The sequence below is a fragment of the Aliikangiella litoralis genome, from assembly GCF_052495765.1.
In genome coordinates this window covers 5,738,709-5,756,684 of the sequence record NZ_CP199292.1, presented here as the reverse complement: position 1 = coordinate 5,756,684, position 17,976 = coordinate 5,738,709, and the positions used below count along the sequence as shown (strand labels likewise).

Sequence of the window (17,976 nt, the reverse complement as noted above, 5' to 3'; positions counted from 1 at the left end):
TTACGGCTGTTCTCAGTTGACTCAATAATCGTTGCTTCGTTTAAGTTAATTCTTGTTATTTTGGTAGCACTGCCAAGCAGAAAGTATTGACGAACGAAGAATAACTAAACCACAAAGTAAATAAAATAGCAGTACACAATAAACAAAAAGAGGAAGCTCAGTTTCCCTATCTATTACTTTATTGAAAACTGGAAGGCGAGTCATATTAAATAACAAAGCGCTTTCACCCAGATAGGGGGCGTCAGATAGGTTCGAAAGACCTCTGGGAATTAATAGCGTGCCATCTAATAGTGGCCATGATAATACAATGGCTTCTGACATTAAGGGATAAGCGTGCTCAAAGTGTCCGTTTGCTCTTGCTGCACCAATACCAAAGGCACTGGCTGCAACTCCCAGTCCATCGACTATAGGCCCAGCATCAATTTCAAAAGACCAATCGTAATAAGAAATACTTTTGGGGAATTCTCTAAAACCTGATAATAATTTATTTCTATACCAAAAGTGTTTTTCATAATTTTTATACCAGTCGTTTGCTGTATTGGGCCACAGTTCTGGTGCCCAAATCAGCATATATGAAATACCTACTCCACGAGCAAAGCCAAATCCTTGTCCGTTTTTTGAATTAGCAACATAAGCTGGAAGATGGGTTGAGTCATCAAGACGATCTCCTTCAAAAGCACGAATTGAGCGAGATAAAAAAGCGGAGTGATCAGTTCCTAATAGCTTATCTGCACGTTGAATAACGGCAAGTGCTGGAAGTATATCTACGGGATAACATTGACCAGGGTAATCATCTAATAAACCATAAGGAGAAGAATCTAATTCTTGAGATAATGTTTCTATTTGCTTAATTAACAATGCTTGATGTTGTTGATTATGAGTTATTTTTTGATAACTGGTTAAGCCTGCGATTAATAACATTCGATAAAAAATATTTTCTTTGTAAAGATAATCACTTCCCCAATGTGATTTAACCCATGTTGCATTATTAGGATCAATAACTAGTTTTATAGCAGCTTCAATAGCCGATTTTGCATATGTTTTAGGAGCTGCTTTAGCATTTGATGAGTTTTTTTTCTCAAAATCTTTTTGCAATGCTTCAGTTGACCAAAGAAAGTAAACAGCACTAAACATTGGCCACTCTGTTGCTGAAATGTTATGCATATTGATGGTTGCTGCTCTTAAAGAACTCACTCGTTCATTTGCCCAAAGTGAGATTTTTTCTGATAAGGTTTCATGTAAGCTATAAGCAAACTGTGGTATTTTAGCATTTTTCAAATTAGGATCATTCAGTTGTAAAACCGAAATACTAAAAGGTATAAGGAAAAAATAGCAGGCTATTATTGCAAGAATTAAACTGCGTAAATATCGGTAGATTATTTTTATTTTCATGAATAATGTGTTTTATATTTTTATTAATAAAAGTATTATTAATATTTAATAATTGGAAAAATCTAATGAGTATTTTGTAAAAATACAATAATAAAGTAATGATGATAGTCTTTAATAAACGTTATTCTTTAATTAAAGGGTTAAATAATAAAATGATTATAAGTCTTTAATACTATGATATTGATTAACTTTTAGATCAAATAGGAATATATTATGAAATACTTATTTTTAATTTTAGCTTTATCAGCATCAATTAATCTATGGGCGAAAGATTCATGTGAATTAGATAACATTGGTTTAACACAGGAGTCCGATATAGCTGAACGTTTATTTTATGAAGGAACTTGTCACTTTAGAAATAAGGATTATGATCAATCAGTTATTCTATGGCGTAAGCTGTCTACATTAGATATTATTGACCAAGAGCTGAAGGAATTGCAAATATCCTCCTTGAATAATCTTGGTTATTTATTATTTTTTGGGTATGGCACAGAAGAGAATAAACAAAAAGCATTAGCGCATTGGCATAAAGCGGTATCGTTAGGCCATGATGAGGCAGAGTATCACCTTTGTCATGCATATGCCGATAAAAAAGAACCAACATATGATCAAGCTAAAGCTTTATTACATTGTTATAAAGCTAAGTCAATTTATCAAAGTGTTGCAGTTAAAAGTGAAGATGATGATCTTATGCTTAAACAGATTATTAATTATTTATCCCAGCTTAAAAAATAAAGCTTTTAAAACTATTGAATGTCTGGTAAAACTGATGAAATTTGAAGTGATAAATGAAGAGAATGTAGAATTATTTGATGAATTAATTTCAGGTGTTAGAAAATATAATCATGAAATAATAGGGAGCGAAAGTTCGATACCGCTTTTTGTTGTTACTCGTGATGACAATGGTAAACTTACAGGTGGTGTGTCGGGACGAACTATTTATAAACACTTTCTAATTAGCGTTGTTTGGGTAGATAAAAAATTGAGGAATAAAGGCGTTGGTAGCCTACTTATGCAACGAGCTGAGGCTGAAGCAAAAAAAAGAGGTTGTGTTGCTGCACAAGTAGATACATTATCTTTTCAAGCACCAATGTTTTATCAAAAGTTGGGTTTTAAAACGGTTGGTAAAATAACAGGGTTTTCTGAACATCCTGAACGATATTTTCTACTTAAACACTATTAAGAATATGCATGAAAGAAAATAACATTAACTCAATATAAGAAAAAATATCAGGATAGAGTGCTTGGGTAAATGATTGAAATATAAAAGCAGCTCACCTCACAGAGTTCTATTATTCCAAGTTCAGATTTAATAATTTATAGAGTATTTTAAAGGACGTTATATGAAGTTTGCTAAGTTTTGGGAAAAGACTGAAGTTCCTGTAGATAAAAAATTTTTCGGGTATTCATTTTTTTGCCTTTGGGGTGCATCTAACAAATCTTTAGAGAATGCGAAAAGTCATGCTAACTCTAGGGCTGAACAGTTTAAAAAATTAATCAAACTGAATAATCATAAAATTATTGATTATGAATATGGTAATGGCTTTATTAAAGAAGAAGTTATCGATGAGTTAAAATCGGAAGATGAAAAAGTTTTAGCGGTTATAAGCCGTAATAACTATGGTGCTTTAATTTTAAACTCTGAGTATGTGTTGTTTGGTGATATTGATGTTAATGAAGGCGGTTTATTTTCCAGTGTATTAGCGCTTTTTGGAAAAGTTAATAAGAATAAAAAATATTACATCGATAAAGTTGAAGAGTTTCAAAAGAAAAATCCTAAGTATTCATTTAGATTATACGAAACATTTGCTGGTTTAAGACTAGTACTATTAAATAATATAGTGTCGAGTGATGAATACTTAACAAATAAGATCTTTTCGTCCTTAGATATTGACCCTTTATATATTAGGTTATGTAAAAATCAGTCGTGTTTTAGAGCGAGATTGACACCTAAGCCATGGCGAATAGGTTTTGAGCGACCTCAGACTCGTTTTCCAAGAAGCGATAATAAAGAAAAAGCTGAATTTAAAAAATGGGTTAGTGAATATGAAAATTTATCAAAGGGATATACCACAGTAAAATTCATTAATAATTTTGGCGCTCATGCTATACATCCTGATGTAGAGAAGGTGTTAGCTATTCATGATCAATATAGTAGTGTAGCTGGTGCAAAGCTCGCATAGAGCCCATAGGCTATAATAATGGCTATTCTAGTCTCTATTTGACGAATATATCTATTGCTGGTGTGCCAAAAGCTAATTAGTCATATAAAACCTGCAAAGATTTTAGTCATTTTTTTAATTTAAAATATTTCATCATTTAATATTTTTCTCAATATTTTCAAAGTGTTAAGTATTTTTTACCTATCTTATAGCGTATGAGATGGCAATTTTTATTGCTGAGCAAGCTTGCATACATACTAGTTGGTATGTATATTACATACCAACTGGTCGGTTTAAAAAATATTAATTTACTAACTTTGAGAGGAAATTAACATGTCTGCAATATTGGCGAATTTTATTATTCGTTTCCGCTGGCTGCTTTTGTTTGCTGGTCTTGTTGCAATTGCTGCTGCTGGATATGGTGGTTCCAAAATTGGCTTTACTACAGATTATCGAGTGTTTTTTGACGAAGGCAACGAACAACTGGAAGCTTATGAAAGCCTACAAAACACCTATGAAAAGTCTGACAATGTCTTATTTGTGCTCAAACCCAAACAAGATAAAGATGTTTTTACCAAAGAAACACTTCAAGCTATTCAATGGCTTACCCACCAAGCTTGGCAAACACCCTTTTCTACCCGAGTGGATTCAATAACTAACTATCAGCACACTCGTGCCGAAGAAGATGATTTAATTGTTGCAGATTTAGTCGCGGAAGAATTGGCCTTATCACAGCAAGAAATTGATTATATTCGGCAGGTCTCGTTAAGAGAGCCCCTGTTGGTCCATCGCCTCATCTCAACTACTGGGCATGTTGCTGCTGTAAATGTGACAGTAAAAATACCGGGCATCGATATGGACGAAAATTCTCGTGTGGCAAATTTTTCAGCTGATTTAAAAGCACAATTACAAGAAAAATTCCCGCACCTTGAAGTTTACATGACTGGTTTTGTGATGCTAAATCAAGCATTTCAAGATGCTTCTCAGCAAGATATGGCAACCATAGTGCCTATTATGTTTTTAGTTGTGTTAGTAACACTTGGTATTTTGCTGCGAAGTGTCACTGCAACATTTGCAACTTTAGTCATGATTATGGCATCTATTATTACTGCAATGGGCCTAACTGGCTGGTTAGATATTAAATTAACACCTCCTTCTAGTTCTGCACCAACAATTATTCTGACAATGGCCGTTGCCGATGCGGTTCATATTTTGGTCACTTTTCTACAAGAATACCATCGTGGTTCAAATAAAATTGATGCGATGAGGGAAAGTTTAAGAGTTAATTTCCAACCAGTCTTTTTAACCAGTGTGACTACGGTGATTGGATTTTTGACAATGAACTTTAGTGAAGTACCTCCTTTTCATGATTTGGGAAATATTGTTGCTATGGGGGTTACTGCAGCATTTATCTTTTCGTTTTCGGTTTTACCTGCAATTGTTTTAGCCTTGCCCATCAAGCAAAAACTTGCTCAGAAAGATAGGCCCGAATCAATGGATAAGCTCGCAAACTTTGTAATCGCAAACCGGAAGAATCTGTTGTGGGGAATGACCATTTTCACTCTGGTTACTGTGGCATTTTTACCGCGTAATGATTTAAATGACGAATGGGTTCAGTATTTTGATAAATCAGTTCAATTTAGAAACGATACTGATTTTGTATTAGAAAATCTGACTGGTTTATATACCTTAGAGTTTTCACTACTTGCCGGAGAAGAAGGCTCAGTCAGTGAGCCGCAGTTCTTAAACATGGTACAAGATTTTGTCAATATGGCTAAATCGCAGTCTGAAGTCATACATGTTAATACTTTTACCGACACCATGTCGCGACTCAATAAAAATATGCATGGCGATGATGAACGCTATTATCAGTTGCCAGATAAGCGAGATCTTGCTGCTCAATATCTCTTGCTGTATGAAATGTCTTTACCTTACGGATTAGATTTAAACAATCAAATCAATGTGAAAAAGTCATCGACCCGAGTGATTGTCACAGCTCAAAATCTTTCAACCAAAGAAACCATTGCGCTTGAAAATAAGTTGGGTGCTTGGTTGGTGATCAATGGCCAAGGGTTTAAATTCACGGTAGCTAGCCCATCGTTAATGTTCGCCCACATTGGAGAAAGAAACATTATTAGCATGCTGGGGGGTACGGCAATAGCGCTAGTCTTAATCTCGCTACTATTAATATTTGCGATGCGCTCACTAAAAATGGGAGTTGTTTCTCTGGTGCCGAATTTAGTGCCTGCAATTATTGCCTTTGGTATTTGGGGTATTTTTGTTGCACAGGTTGGTATGTCGTTAGCAATGGTTGCTGGTATGACATTAGGTATTGTGGTTGATGATACTGTTCACTTTCTAAGTAAGTACTTACGTGCTCGTGAAGAAAAAGGGCTCGATGTACAAGCTGCTGTTCGTTACGCCTTTGCCAATGTAGGAAAAGCGTTAGTCACTACAACCATTGTCTTAGTTGCAGGGTTCAGTGTTATGAGCTTTTCAACCTTTAGCTTAAATTCTGACATGGGTGTGATGACAGCCATTACAATTTCCGTTGCACTGTTGGTCGATTTTTTATTACTGCCAGCTTTATTACTCACTTTTGAAAAGGAGAAACAAGATGTACAAGAATCTGCTCGTCTTGCTACCGCTACTGACACTATCAACTAGTGGTTTAACAGAAACCAATGTTGCGACTTTAACACCTGAAGCAAAAGGCCTTTCGATTGCTATTGAAGCTGATAAAAGAGACTTAGGTTGGCAAGATTCAACCGCAGAAATGTTGATGATTTTACGTAACAAGCAAGGTGAAACAAGTGAACGTAAAATCCGCATTAAATCGAAAGAAGTGGGAGGTAAAGACAACGGAGATAAAAGCTTGACTATATTTGATAGCCCTAAAGATGTTAAAGGAACAGCTTTCTTATCTTACTCTCATATTGTCACTCCCGATGAACAATGGTTATATTTGCCTGCGTTAAAACGGGTTAAACGCATATCGTCGTCCAATAAATCGGGGCCATTTATGGGGAGTGAATTTGCATTTGAAGACTTAAGCTCATTTGAAGTCGGAAAATATACCTATAAATATCTTCGCGATGAAATATTCAATGGCCAAAACACTTTTGTTATTGAATATTACCCAACATACAAACACTCAGGTTATAAACGTATGGTTTCATGGATCGATCAAGCTGAATATCGTGTTTTGAAAACAGATTTTTTTGATCGTAAGGGTGAACTGTTAAAGACTTTAGCTTATAACGACTATCAACAATATCTTGGTCAATATTGGCGTTCCCATCGGATGTTGATGGTTAACCACCAATCAGAGAAGACAACTGAATTGGTTTGGTCTAACTATCAATTTAAAGTAGGAATTGATGATTCCAGTTTTAATCGAAATGGTTTGAAACGTGCCCGTTAGCGTAAATACTTGACGGGTTATATTACCGGGTATCTTGCCAGTTGGTGGGGTATCCCCTACAATAAAACGCTTAGGTACAACTTGAAAACATGAAATTTTTATCTATGATTTCGTTGTTAAATAGATATTTAACGGATTCTAACTAATAGTAGTATGAAATGGTAAGAAAAAATAATCCCCAACAGACTCGGCAGCATATTCTTGAAGTAACCGCAGATCTTATTCATAAGCACGGTTATAAAGGGTTACGTGTTGATGAGGTTGTTGAAAAAGCGGGGTTAACAAAAGGTGCCATATATCACCATTTTCCAAACAAACAAGCGCTCGGTTATGCCGTGGTGGATGAACTATTTCATAAAGAATTTCTCAATCATCTTAATAGTCTAAAAGAAACCAGTGACAAGCCTTTAGAAATTATTATTAAGTTTTTTGGGCCCGTTGGAGAAGGACGGTGTGAAGCCGATTTAGAAGTTGGATGTCCACTTACGAACCTGGGGCAGGAAATGGCCTATGAGGATGAAGGATTTCGTACTCGAATTAATAACATTTTTGATAACTGGAGCAATGTGATTGCAGAATTACTGCAACAGGGGATCGAACAAGGTAATGTAAAAGCTAATGTTGATCCTTTGGTCACTGCACGATTTCTAGTCAGTTCATTCCAAGGTATTTTGTGTAATTCAAAATGTACTAAAGATATGCAAAGATTTACCGATAATATTGAATTTCTCTATTCAGTTGTAAAAAGTTTGGGAACTGAAGAAACGACTTAAGTAGTTTCTGTGTGTAATGTCCTTTAATTGGTTTATGCTGTTTTAATTATAAAAAAATGAACAAAAAGCAATAAATAGTAAAGTGATAATCATCGAGGAAACCACCTGTTTATTTTCAACAATTTGGTTACTAATTGGTATAATAAAACGGTTTAAAAAAGGATAAGTAGGTTTAAAAAGAAAAGCGATTATCATTGATAACACAATACTTGCAGCTAATGCTATTGACTTAGATAAAACCCAATTATCCTTATCCGATACTAAGAAAAACATAGCGTATATTAGTGAAATAATGAAAAAAGGAGTAACGCTAATAAGGCAGGTTGCTATTATTTGGGAAATAGAATCTGAGGGTTTTAAGCCCGCTATCGATAATAAAGAAAGAAAAATACTACAGCCTAATATCAAAAAAACAATCGATAAACCAATAATTGCATAAACAGGAACACCTTCTGAAGCAACAAAAGCCCAGTCAAAAGTCATTCCGTTAATAATATCTAAAATAATGGCAACAGACTCTTGAATTAATGCTGTGGCAGGCCACATCAACAAAGGAAAAGCGAATAAATTTTTCTTTTTCCAAAAAACTGAAGAAACAAGCAATGCACAAAATATATTAAAAAGAGAGCCTCCACTTCTTTGTAATAATTCGCCTTCGGCATAATCTATTTCGGGTACCATATATGAATGACCAAAAGGATCTAAAACAAAAGTTTTTGTTGATATACCATGATATTGATATGCCAAAACATGCCCTAGCTCGTGTACTCCAACACCAAGACAATATGCAAAAGTAAATGAGCTAGAAATTAAAATTAATATTTTAAAAAATGAATTATTAGTAATTGTTTGTTGCATTTTAAAATACTCAGTAATATAGTCTTATCAATATAAAATATCATTTTTTATATGGTATCTTAATATAACAAATGATTAAGCTATTCGTAACTATCTTTTTGGATTCATAGTTGATACTAGGCATTTTTTTTAAGTATTCAAATTTTTGTAAAGCCTTAGTTGTTAACTCTGATATAAATAGATGTTTATCTGCTTTTGTTTGATAGACTTTTGCTTAAATAGTCATTGAAAAGCTTAAAATAAGTTAAGCAATTAGAGTGATTAAATCTGAAAAAATATAAGTTGATATTGCTGGGAATTATTGGTTTAAAATTAATAGGAGAATATTAATATTGTTAATCAGCTAAAGGAATCTTTACAATAAACTTTGTTCCTACATTCAATTCACTTTCAACATTTAATGTGCCTTTGAGTACTTGTGTAACCAGTTGAAATGTTAGGTGTAGCCCTAAGCCCATACCGCCTGAACCACGGCGAGTAGTGTAAAAAGGTTCAAAGATACTCGATAGTGGTTCTTCTTCAATACCACATCCATTATCAGACACTTCTATTAATAACTGTGCTGATGTGTCAGTTTTACTTGCTGTAATCAGTATTTCTCCATGAGGTTTTGAGTGAAGACCATGTATAAATGCATTGCTTACGAGGTTTTCTACAACTTGTCCTATAGCACCAGGGAAGCTTTTTACTTCCAGAAATTTTGGAATTGTTATAATAATTAATTTAGCTAAATCATTATTTTGTGACCAAATTGCTCGATGTAGATCATCTATCAATAATGATAAGTTAAAATATTTTTCTTCTTCACAACGTCGCTCAACTGCAAGGCGTTTAAAGCTTTTTACTAAGTTGGCAGAGCGAGTTAGATTGCTTTGTATAATTAAAGAGCCTTCATTATACCTTGCTATGAAATTATCAACATCAGATTTACACAAACCTTTTAAATAAGCTTTCTCAAATTCTACACAGTCATCATTAAGTGATGTTAAAGTAATTTGTGCAGAACCAATAGGAGTGTTTAGTTCGTGAGCAACTCCTGCAACCATTAAACCCATTGACGAAAGCTTGCTTACTTGAATTAGTTCATCTTGAGTTTCTTTTAGATGCGCTAGCGATTCTTCTAATTCTTTTTTTGATTGAGTTAGTTCATTATTTATTTCTTTTATTTTAACAATGTTTTTAGATATCTTTAAACATACAAAAAATGCTAGCAAAATAAATGTAATCGCTATGGCGACTATTTGTAAAAGTGTTTTATAAAAAATTTCACTGATTTTGTTTTGTGGTAAATGTATAATGGCTTTCCAATGAAAAATATTTTGTTTTTTATCATTTAATGAAATACTTTCAAAGTGCCACATTCCGTATTGATCAAAAAAACTGCCTCGTTCTTTTTGATTGATTACATTCCAGCTAGAAGGGTAGGTTGCCTTCATGTTTAATTCTGGCTGGCTAAACATAAACCCCCATTCCTGATTTTGTATTGGTGATAACAACCAATAACCTTCTTTGTTCACTAAAAAAAAATTGATATTATCCGCAATATTCGACTTTCTTACATCATTTAATAAACCGCCAGCTAAGTAGTTTAATACTATAAAGCCTGTTCTTGTTTCTTCCTGATTATAGATTGGTATAATCGCTCGTATAATTGGTTTCCAGGGAACTTCTATTTTTCCATGCTCAATATTTAAATCGACAGGTGAAAAATAAAGCTCATTTTTATTGAGTTTTAAACTATTTAAAAAATAGTAACGTTTGGCTTTTGATTGCAATTGTTCTGGAGGGACTATTATGGCTTTGTTTTTTTTTAAGTTCACTCTAATTAATTCCATTCCACTATTATCAATCCAGCGTATTTGATCGTATAACCCAGAAGCTTCGCTAAAGGCTTTAAAGAAATTAGCTAATAATTCTACATCGTTTGAATTTTCTAGAAATGATGAGTCTTGAACTACTAAATTATTACTTAAAAAGGTTAAATCTCTTTTTATATTACCCATACTTCTGTAAATAATATTACTTGTTTTAGATATGTTAATTCTAGAAATGTTTTCTAATGGTTTTATTGCCGTATCAAATAGTTGCTTATAAAGTAAAATACTAATAATAATAATAAGTACAAACCATGGAATAAATAACTTACTAAAAACAGATTTAAGCGTATTAGAGCTCATGATGTATTGTAACTATTTTATTTTTAAAGGGTGGTTTTTTTTGAGCCACTCAATTAGTTGTGTTAAAGGCATTGGTTTTGCATAATAGTAGCCCTGTACCTCATCGCAGTTCATGTTTTTTAGTATGTCCAGTTGTTCTGTCGACTCGACTCCTTCGGCAATAGTTTGCATATTAAAACGTTTACCAAGTTCAATAATTATTCTAACAATGGACTTAGCTCTGTTATCAAAAGTCATTCGTTCAATAAATGATTTATCTATTTTTAAACGATCGGCTGGTAGTTGACTTAAACATGACAGTGATGAAAAACCGGTTCCAAAATCATCAATGGCAATGCGAACACCTAAATTTCTTAATATTTGGAAGTGATCATATATAACAGAAAAATTTTGCATTGCTAAAGACTCTGTTGCTTCAACTTCAATTTCTTCAGATGAAATGTTATTTTTCTTAATAGCGGCTTGCAGGTATTCAACAACATCATCACGCTCAAATTGAATAATAGACATATTAATACCAACTTTAAGATGTTGATAACCAATATTGGTTAACTCTTTTGCAGCAGCGCAGCTTTTATCAATGATTTGTTTGCCTAATAATAAAATTAAACCTGTTGTTTCTGCTAGTGGTATAAATTCTTCAGGAGACACGACTGTTCCATCTTTTAACGTCCAGCGGGCAAGTGCTTCGACCCCTTTGATAGTACCCGTTTTAATTTCTACCTGTGGTTGTAATGCAATGAAAATTTCATCATTTTCAATGGCTTTTTGTAAGGATTGAAGTAGTTGAAAACGATATTTTGCTTTAGAGTCATCTTCGAGTTGGTAAACAACATGTTGGTTAATTCCTTTTAATTTTGCATTTTTTAAAGCGATGCTTGTTTGTGTCAATATGCTTTGAGCAGAACTTGCTGGTATTGCTAGAGGATAAGTGACACTACTAAAATTTATAGTATTAAAAGCTTCATTATGTTCATTGATATGTTTAAAAAGAGATTTAATATCTTTTACCGAAATATGCTCAATTGGACCTAACAGTGCAAAAATATCATCTTTTATACGTGCAACTAAAACTTCTTTAGTTGAACAATCCCGTAGACGGTGTGCTATAAACCTTAATATAGCATCACCTTGATTAACACCCATCACAGTATTTATACTTGAAAAGTTGTCGATATCAATCACCACTAAATGATAGGCATACTGATTTTTAGAATGAATAATTTCATTAATTCGTTTTAATAGAGTGTTTTTGTTGGGTAAGCGCAAAAATTCGTCTTCATACGCTAATTTATCTAGCTTGTTGATTAATGTCACATTATTTAAACTGCCGCAGGCATTCATACAAAAAACTTGGAGGAGTTTGCTTTCTGTAGGACTTAACTTACGTCCGCTTTCTACATAACATACATAGTCTGCTCCTGCTAATGATTTTGGTAAGTAAGCATAGATTTCAGACTTATCGATGAAAGACTTTTCTTGTTTTAAACACTTATGAATTTGCTCACGAATTCTTTTAGATTCTATTTTTTGAAGTGACTGCTGAATATAGCCTGAGAATTTTTTTGTGGCACCAATCACTAATCCAGAACGAGTAGCGGAATTAATGTTAGTTTCTGAAAACGTATAAACGAACCCCTCATTGCCAATATTAAAAATTTGGCTTAATTCTTCTATTAAGCAATTGGTTAAAGTTGGCAATTCATGTAAAGAATAAAGCGTTCGGCTAGCTGTAACTATTGATTCTAGTGCTTTTTTGCTTTGCTCTATTTCTTTTATTTGCTCAAAAGCTCGTGAGTTACTTGTTAGTATTGTTTTTAGGCGTTCCTTTGTGAGCTCTGATTTGGTCCAATAATCATTAATATCAAATATTTGCATTACCGATCGAATTGGCGCTGTACCTGGCTGCCCGGTAACTAGAATTAAGCGGATTTCATTGTTGCCAATTGCTTCTCGTACCGCTTTAACTAGACGTAGTCCTGCATCCTCAGTTTCCATAACAACATCTACCAATGCGATAGCAATATCACTGTTTTGGAGCAATAGATCATATGCTTCAGCGAAACTAAAAGCCTGGACTAGTTCTATATTCTGCCCCAGTACTTTTACATTTGCCAATGCAAAGGAGGTTGATTGCTGAAAAATGGGATCATCGTCAACTGTTAGAACTTTTAAAGGTTTAAAAAGAGCTGGTTCTCTAGAAGCATCTTTTTCGTCAAGAAATGAAATAATTCTCTCACCATCCATAAGATATGACTTCCTGAAACAAGAAATAAATAGTTACCGCTAATTCATTAAATTAACAGGTAAGTATATAAGATAAAGTTCATATATTTAGCTTAGAACAAGTTAAAAAGCTTGGCAAAATATTATGCGATTAATCCGTTTTTATTCGTTATTAAAAAGCAAAATAATCGCTTTTTTAGATTTTTTATTCAATCAGAAGATATTGAGTAATAATAGCTATGACTAATCGATTAATGTTTCCTACTTTGAGCTTTTTTGAATATTAATATTTATAGTAATTCTAGATCTGTAAAGCTCGGTATTAAAAACAATTTAAACTATAAAAAATGGGATAGTAGTCAAATATTGCTCGTGTGTAACTCAATAACAGGCAAACCGCCCACATTCATCTAAACTATATAAAAGTAGGTAATAAAAGGTGAACTATGGCTGAAAAACGCAAAATCAAACTGCCTGTTGAGAAGTTACTTGTCGGCTTTATGGTCGATCTTGAGTTGAGCTGGACTAAGCACCCATTTCTTTTTTCTAAGTTTAAGATTAGCTCAAAGTCAGATATTTTAGTTATCAAGCAGTTAGGTTTAAGAGAAGTTACTGTTTTTCCTGATCAAAGTGATATTGAAGTAGCTCAAAAAAGCCAAAAAGAGGCTACTCCGTCTAAAGAAAACTCAAAACAGCTCACAGATGAAAAGTGGCAAGAGAAGAATAGTAAACTGGAGAATGCTGATAAGTATCGTAAACAAAGAAGTGGAGTCGCTAAAAAATATAAAGAGCAAGCGGCCAAGGTTCGTAAACTAACTGCTGAGCTTAAAACTGAGCCAGCTAATGCTATTCGTGATGCAGCAGGCCTAGTTGATGGTTTAGCAAGTGATTTTGAAAATCAAAAAGAAATTATGACTAATCTGGTTAATTTAGGGACTGGTCATCACACTATGTATAACCATTGTATTAATGTCACAATATTGAGTTTAAGTCTTGCCGCAACCAGAGGAATAGAAGGCGATAAATTACGTCAACTTGCTCGTGGAGCATTATTGCATGATGTAGGAAAGGTTGAACTCCCCGGTCCTATTGTTAACAAAACTAGCCAATTAACTCCAGCTGAAGTAGGAGTTTATCAACAGCATGCACCTTTAGGCAGAAAATTGTGTGAACTAGTTGAAGGAATGCCGCAGGATGTTTTGAAAATTATTGAGTTGCATCATGAGTTTGTTGACGGTTCAGGATTTCCTCATAAAATAAAAGGTGAAGAAATACCAGAGCTAGTTAAAATTGTTAGTGTTGCTAATACTTATGATAATTTGTGTAATCCTCGAGATCCTAATAAGGCAATGACGCCTAAAATAGCCCTGGCTACTATGTACTCTCGGTTTAAAGATAAGCTCGATAACAAACTTGTGCAAAGTTTTATTTCAACACTTGGTGTTTTCCCTCCAGGGAGTGTTGTTAGTTTAAACGATGAGAGTATTGGGTTAGTTGTAAGTGTTGATCCTAGTGATATGCTGAATCCTCAAGTTTTACTTTATAATCCAGATATACCACCTTTGCAGGCGCTCATTATAAATTTAAATGAGCATGCTGATCTGAAAATTGCTAAAGTGCTCAAACCTGGTGAATACCCTAAAAGAGTTTATGAGTATTTAGGGATTGAAGATCGAATTGGGTTTATGACAAGCCAGAAGTAACGCTTGATAAAGGCTAGTGTATTGGCTCCATCCTTCGTATACATCAATTTCAATGCTATGTATTATCCGTAATGACGTGTACTTCATTGTTTTGAGTAAAAACCCACCTTCCTTAAAAGGTGGATTATCAATAACTTTAGTCGCGTTTATAAAAAGCTTCAATTGTACTTGATTCTAGAGAGTTGGCTTTAACCATATAGCCAGTTAACGCACTTGATGCATTTTTAGGAAGTTCTAATATTTTCGATAAAGCATAAATTGTAAACTGATAACGGTGCACACCGTGACCCTTGGGTGGGCAAGCTCCACCAAAAGCACTGACTCCATAATCGTTACTAATTTGAGTACTGCCTTTAGGCATTTTTGCATTGTCTGGTGTACCAGCACCAACTGGCAAGCTAGTGACATTAGCTGGTATGTTAACAACTTGCCAATGCCACCATCCGCTACCTGTTGGCGCATCTGGATCATAAGCGAAAATCGCAAAGGCTTTAGTTTCTTTAGGAGCGCCAGACCAAGACAACTGTGGTGACAAATTATCCCCACTACAGCCAAATCCTTGAAACTCTTGTGCTTTTTTCATGAACTTCCCATGAGTGATATCTTGGCTAGTTAGTTTGAATGAGCCTGCTAAAGCCGTTCCTGTGAAAAGCATTGATGTTAATGAAATAAGAAAATAATGTTTAAACCGTTTCATATTACGCTCAATAAATTGTTTTTTGGAAACGGAATAATAGGCAATATTAAGCATTATTACTAGGGCGTGTTGCTTTTTTATTATTTGTTTTAACTATACAACTGAGTTTTCGGCGTCAGAAAATATATTATAAAACGCTATTTTAAGCTTGTTTATAAATTTGAATGATGTTCTCTAGCAACACTGCGCTGCAATATGATTACTGGTTGATATCGATTATAAATTGCTTTGAACCATTTCTTTAATTCTATGTGCTTTTACAAAATGATCTAATTGATGAGTTTGAATCCACCATGTAGCTGCTTCCATTAATAATTCTGGGTTATCGTTTTTATTAGCAAAGAATGCATAAAATGAAACGCCAACATTGTCACCTTTGCTTGCTATTTTTTTATCACAGATTTCAATTATTTTGGTTCTTAATTCTTGTCTCATGTTTCAAGTTACCGTACAAATTTATTGATCATTATTTTTTGAAAATATTATTTATTACATAGTTCTAGCATTCTATTGAGTATATCTGCTTCATAACATATACGAAATATCATGAGGTTCTTTGCTAGACTCTAATAAGAATTTTATTCAGCTAAGCCAAATTTTAGCATTACTACAAGAAATACTTACTTCTCCCTTTGTCGCTTGGTTAATTAATGCTGGTTCCTTAAATATTAAAGTTTTATCTTGTATAAATTACGACTTCATTTTCATTTTTTTTGATATACAAGTAATATTTTATCCGAATAAGATCTAATACCAGTATATTTGGCAAACAAAGATAGAGCATCCAACGTAAAGTAAGAATGTTGATAATAAACATTCCAAGTCTAAAAGGCTTCTTTTTTGACATTATCAGTAAATTATTTTCAAAATTTTCTAATTTATACCCATCTAAAATATGAACTTGAGCCTCATTTCTTAGTTGCTTGGGTATAGAGTTCAGTTCCACTTAATTTTTAACCTGTTTATAATTTTTACGATAGATTATTAGTTTCTTATTTTATTGTGATTGTTAAATGGTTATTTTTTAGGTCTAAGTGTTTCAATAAATTGTGCATCCACCCAAAAAATATCTATATTTTCGTAGCTATTTGAGCCCATATTTCTATTAAAAAAGAGATATTTACCATCAGGTGTTACACTTGCCGATGCTTCCCAAGCTTTGGTATTTATCTTATTGCCCAAATTAATCGCTTCGCTCCATGAGCCATCCTTTTGTCGATAGCTGATATAAAGATCAGAACTGCCAAAACCGTCTTTTCTTTTACTATCGAATATAATGTAAGACTCATCAGGTGCGATGAATGGATGAAAGCTTGCTCCCTTATTAATTTTTTTACTGAGCAGTTTAGGTTTTTCATGTTTACCATTAATAAGCCGTGAATAATAAATAGAGCCCGTCATATCTGCCTTGAATTCATCAAAGAAATAAGTTCCTTTGGAAGAGGCTGTAAGGCGCATAACTAACATATCTTTGAATATAGGGCTAAGATCTTTTATTTCAGACCAGCCACTTCCATTGCGCTCCATATATTTTTTACCCAAATACATGGTTTTACCATCGGGAGAAATATAGGGTTGTCCCACTCTGGGAGATATTATTGATTCATGCCATTTATTGTTTTTATTTTGAAAAACAACGAAAGTCGATTCTTCATGTTTACCTCCATTTCTTATGAAATAAAACTCTTTTATATCAGGTGTAAAAACACCGCTATACTCATAATACTCTGTTGTTACAATGCCGGGTGCAAAGGGTTCGGGTATTAAACCAGGAGGTTTTTGCCCAAGATAAGGGCTATTTAACTCTGAAGTTTTGTCTTGACTATAACAGGGAATACTAATACTTAAAATCAAAAGTGACAGGGTTATATAGATGTGAATACATTTCATAAATTACTCCTTTGTGTGAGTGTTACAACCATATAGCTTTGAATGGTAGTAGACAATTAATTAAATATTTAAATGAAAAATTCCCATTTTAATTTTTTGTTAAAAGTTAACTTTATATACAAGTCAGATTAAACATTTTTATTTTTGTGTTTCCATGCTCATCTTAATCCCCCCCACTTAGTGCTAACCTTACGCAAGTTACTTTATTTTGTGTTTTTCAAAAAAGGTTTTAATCGATTCCAATTTTAACACCAAGCTTCATTAATTCTGGAGGTTGCTTTAAATATTTTTGTCCAAGCGGTGTTTTGAAATTTGAATATTTTTTCTACTGAATTGTTATTTGTATAACTGTCATTTGACAGAAGCAAAAAAACTAAAGTTAAAAGCTTCTTTATTCGTAGCACTCTATGCATATAAAGCCGTGTTCTGTAAAAGTTGAAACAAAAAAATTATCCGGCAGAAAAGTTCAGTGTATGTTTAGTATTTATTAACTATCAGTAAAAGTTCTTTATAGAAACATCACCATTAAAAACCATGCTGTTATTAAACGCTAATTATTAGTGAATGGCAAGGGCAAATCTGTGGGGCTAATGAAAGTAACAGTGAGCTGATGAATTAAAATATAGCAAAAAGCTAAAAAAATCTAACTATGTAAGTGTATACTAATATTATTA

At 33.5% G+C, this 17,976-nt stretch carries 14 protein-coding genes; 7 read left to right on the top strand and 7 right to left on the bottom strand.

All coding sequences use genetic code 11. The features are described 5' to 3' along the window. Positions 1-45 precede the first annotated feature (45 nt). Positions 46-1,392, bottom strand: coding sequence for a hypothetical protein (locus tag ACT5E3_RS24070; RefSeq protein WP_444996114.1), 1,347 nt, complete (start codon positions 1,390-1,392; stop codon positions 46-48). A 213-nt stretch (positions 1,393-1,605) separates the two neighbouring features. Here ACT5E3_RS24070 and ACT5E3_RS24065 point away from each other — a divergent pair, with 213 nt between their 5' ends. From ACT5E3_RS24065 to ACT5E3_RS24040, 6 genes are all read left to right on the top strand, one after another. Next, positions 1,606-2,127, top strand: a complete 522-nt coding sequence (locus ACT5E3_RS24065; protein WP_444996113.1) for a hypothetical protein — start codon at positions 1,606-1,608, stop codon at positions 2,125-2,127. Between the two features lie 34 nt (positions 2,128-2,161). After that, on the top strand, positions 2,162-2,575 hold the full coding sequence (locus ACT5E3_RS24060) for a GNAT family N-acetyltransferase (RefSeq protein ID WP_444996112.1): 414 nt from the start codon (positions 2,162-2,164) through the stop codon (positions 2,573-2,575). Between the two features lie 160 nt (positions 2,576-2,735). Continuing rightward, entirely contained in the window at positions 2,736-3,575 is an 840-nt protein-coding gene (locus tag ACT5E3_RS24055) for a hypothetical protein (RefSeq protein WP_444996111.1), read from the top strand. A gap of 312 nt (positions 3,576-3,887) precedes the next feature. Next, a complete protein-coding gene (locus ACT5E3_RS24050) occupies positions 3,888-6,221 on the top strand; it encodes an efflux RND transporter permease subunit (RefSeq protein WP_444996110.1) in 2,334 nt (777 codons plus the stop codon). Further along, positions 6,172-6,978, top strand: a complete 807-nt coding sequence (locus tag ACT5E3_RS24045; protein WP_444996109.1) for an outer membrane lipoprotein-sorting protein — start codon at positions 6,172-6,174, stop codon at positions 6,976-6,978. The genes ACT5E3_RS24050 and ACT5E3_RS24045 overlap by 50 nt, the downstream gene beginning before the upstream one ends. Positions 6,979-7,136: 158 nt before the next feature. Further along, entirely contained in the window at positions 7,137-7,751 is a 615-nt protein-coding gene (locus ACT5E3_RS24040; RefSeq protein ID WP_444996108.1) for a TetR/AcrR family transcriptional regulator, read from the top strand. A gap of 42 nt (positions 7,752-7,793) precedes the next feature. Here the strand turns inward: ACT5E3_RS24040 and ACT5E3_RS24035 are convergent, their stop codons facing one another. The 3 genes from ACT5E3_RS24035 to ACT5E3_RS24025 form a co-directional block, all read right to left on the bottom strand. After that, positions 7,794-8,609 (bottom strand): hypothetical protein, encoded by an 816-nt coding sequence (locus ACT5E3_RS24035; protein WP_444996107.1) that lies wholly within the window; start codon positions 8,607-8,609, stop codon positions 7,794-7,796. A 335-nt stretch (positions 8,610-8,944) separates the two neighbouring features. Next, the gene (locus tag ACT5E3_RS24030; RefSeq protein WP_444996106.1) at positions 8,945-10,786 is read right to left on the bottom strand and encodes an ATP-binding protein; all 1,842 of its coding nucleotides are present in this window, start codon (positions 10,784-10,786) and stop codon (positions 8,945-8,947) included. A gap of 12 nt (positions 10,787-10,798) precedes the next feature. Beyond that, complete coding sequence (locus tag ACT5E3_RS24025; protein ID WP_444996105.1) at positions 10,799-13,033, bottom strand: bifunctional diguanylate cyclase/phosphodiesterase; 2,235 nt, start codon at positions 13,031-13,033, stop codon at positions 10,799-10,801. A gap of 425 nt (positions 13,034-13,458) precedes the next feature. Here ACT5E3_RS24025 and ACT5E3_RS24020 point away from each other — a divergent pair, with 425 nt between their 5' ends. Continuing rightward, positions 13,459-14,715, top strand: a complete 1,257-nt coding sequence (locus ACT5E3_RS24020) for an HD-GYP domain-containing protein (protein WP_444996104.1) — start codon at positions 13,459-13,461, stop codon at positions 14,713-14,715. 136 nt (positions 14,716-14,851) lie between these two features. On the opposite strand, the gene ACT5E3_RS24015 is transcribed toward ACT5E3_RS24020, so the two are convergent. The 3 genes from ACT5E3_RS24015 to ACT5E3_RS24005 all read right to left on the bottom strand — a co-directional run bounded on the left by ACT5E3_RS24015 (position 14,852) and on the right by ACT5E3_RS24005 (position 17,302). Further along, on the bottom strand, positions 14,852-15,412 hold the full coding sequence (locus ACT5E3_RS24015; RefSeq protein ID WP_444996103.1) for a YbhB/YbcL family Raf kinase inhibitor-like protein: 561 nt from the start codon (positions 15,410-15,412) through the stop codon (positions 14,852-14,854). A gap of 216 nt (positions 15,413-15,628) precedes the next feature. Next, positions 15,629-15,847 (bottom strand): DUF6500 family protein, encoded by a 219-nt coding sequence (locus tag ACT5E3_RS24010; RefSeq protein WP_444996102.1) that lies wholly within the window; start codon positions 15,845-15,847, stop codon positions 15,629-15,631. Positions 15,848-16,429: 582 nt separating this feature from the next. Further along, the gene (locus ACT5E3_RS24005) at positions 16,430-17,302 is read right to left on the bottom strand and encodes a TolB family protein (RefSeq protein ID WP_444996101.1); all 873 of its coding nucleotides are present in this window, start codon (positions 17,300-17,302) and stop codon (positions 16,430-16,432) included. Positions 17,303-17,976 lie beyond the last annotated feature (674 nt).

Bases quoted from the DNA above. Each gene is read 5' to 3' on its own strand.
- ACT5E3_RS24010 (WP_444996102.1), bottom strand. From the start codon at position 15,847: ATGAGACAAGAATTAAGAACCAAAATAATTGAAATCTGTGATAAAAAA.
- ACT5E3_RS24030 (WP_444996106.1), bottom strand. From the start codon at position 10,786: ATGAGCTCTAATACGCTTAAATCTGTTTTTAGTAAGTTATTTATTCCA.
- ACT5E3_RS24050 (WP_444996110.1), top strand. From the start codon at position 3,888: ATGTCTGCAATATTGGCGAATTTTATTATTCGTTTCCGCTGGCTGCTT.
- ACT5E3_RS24045 (WP_444996109.1), top strand. From the start codon at position 6,172: ATGTACAAGAATCTGCTCGTCTTGCTACCGCTACTGACACTATCAACT.
- ACT5E3_RS24055 (WP_444996111.1), top strand. From the start codon at position 2,736: ATGAAGTTTGCTAAGTTTTGGGAAAAGACTGAAGTTCCTGTAGATAAA.
- ACT5E3_RS24070 (WP_444996114.1), bottom strand. From the start codon at position 1,392: ATGAAAATAAAAATAATCTACCGATATTTACGCAGTTTAATTCTTGCA.
- ACT5E3_RS24015 (WP_444996103.1), bottom strand. From the start codon at position 15,412: ATGAAACGGTTTAAACATTATTTTCTTATTTCATTAACATCAATGCTT.
- ACT5E3_RS24025 (WP_444996105.1), bottom strand. From the start codon at position 13,033: ATGGATGGTGAGAGAATTATTTCATTTCTTGACGAAAAAGATGCTTCT.
- ACT5E3_RS24040 (WP_444996108.1), top strand. From the start codon at position 7,137: ATGGTAAGAAAAAATAATCCCCAACAGACTCGGCAGCATATTCTTGAA.
- ACT5E3_RS24065 (WP_444996113.1), top strand. From the start codon at position 1,606: ATGAAATACTTATTTTTAATTTTAGCTTTATCAGCATCAATTAATCTA.
- ACT5E3_RS24060 (WP_444996112.1), top strand. From the start codon at position 2,162: ATGAAATTTGAAGTGATAAATGAAGAGAATGTAGAATTATTTGATGAA.
- ACT5E3_RS24020 (WP_444996104.1), top strand. From the start codon at position 13,459: ATGGCTGAAAAACGCAAAATCAAACTGCCTGTTGAGAAGTTACTTGTC.
- ACT5E3_RS24005 (WP_444996101.1), bottom strand. From the start codon at position 17,302: ATGAAATGTATTCACATCTATATAACCCTGTCACTTTTGATTTTAAGT.
- ACT5E3_RS24035 (WP_444996107.1), bottom strand. From the start codon at position 8,609: ATGCAACAAACAATTACTAATAATTCATTTTTTAAAATATTAATTTTA.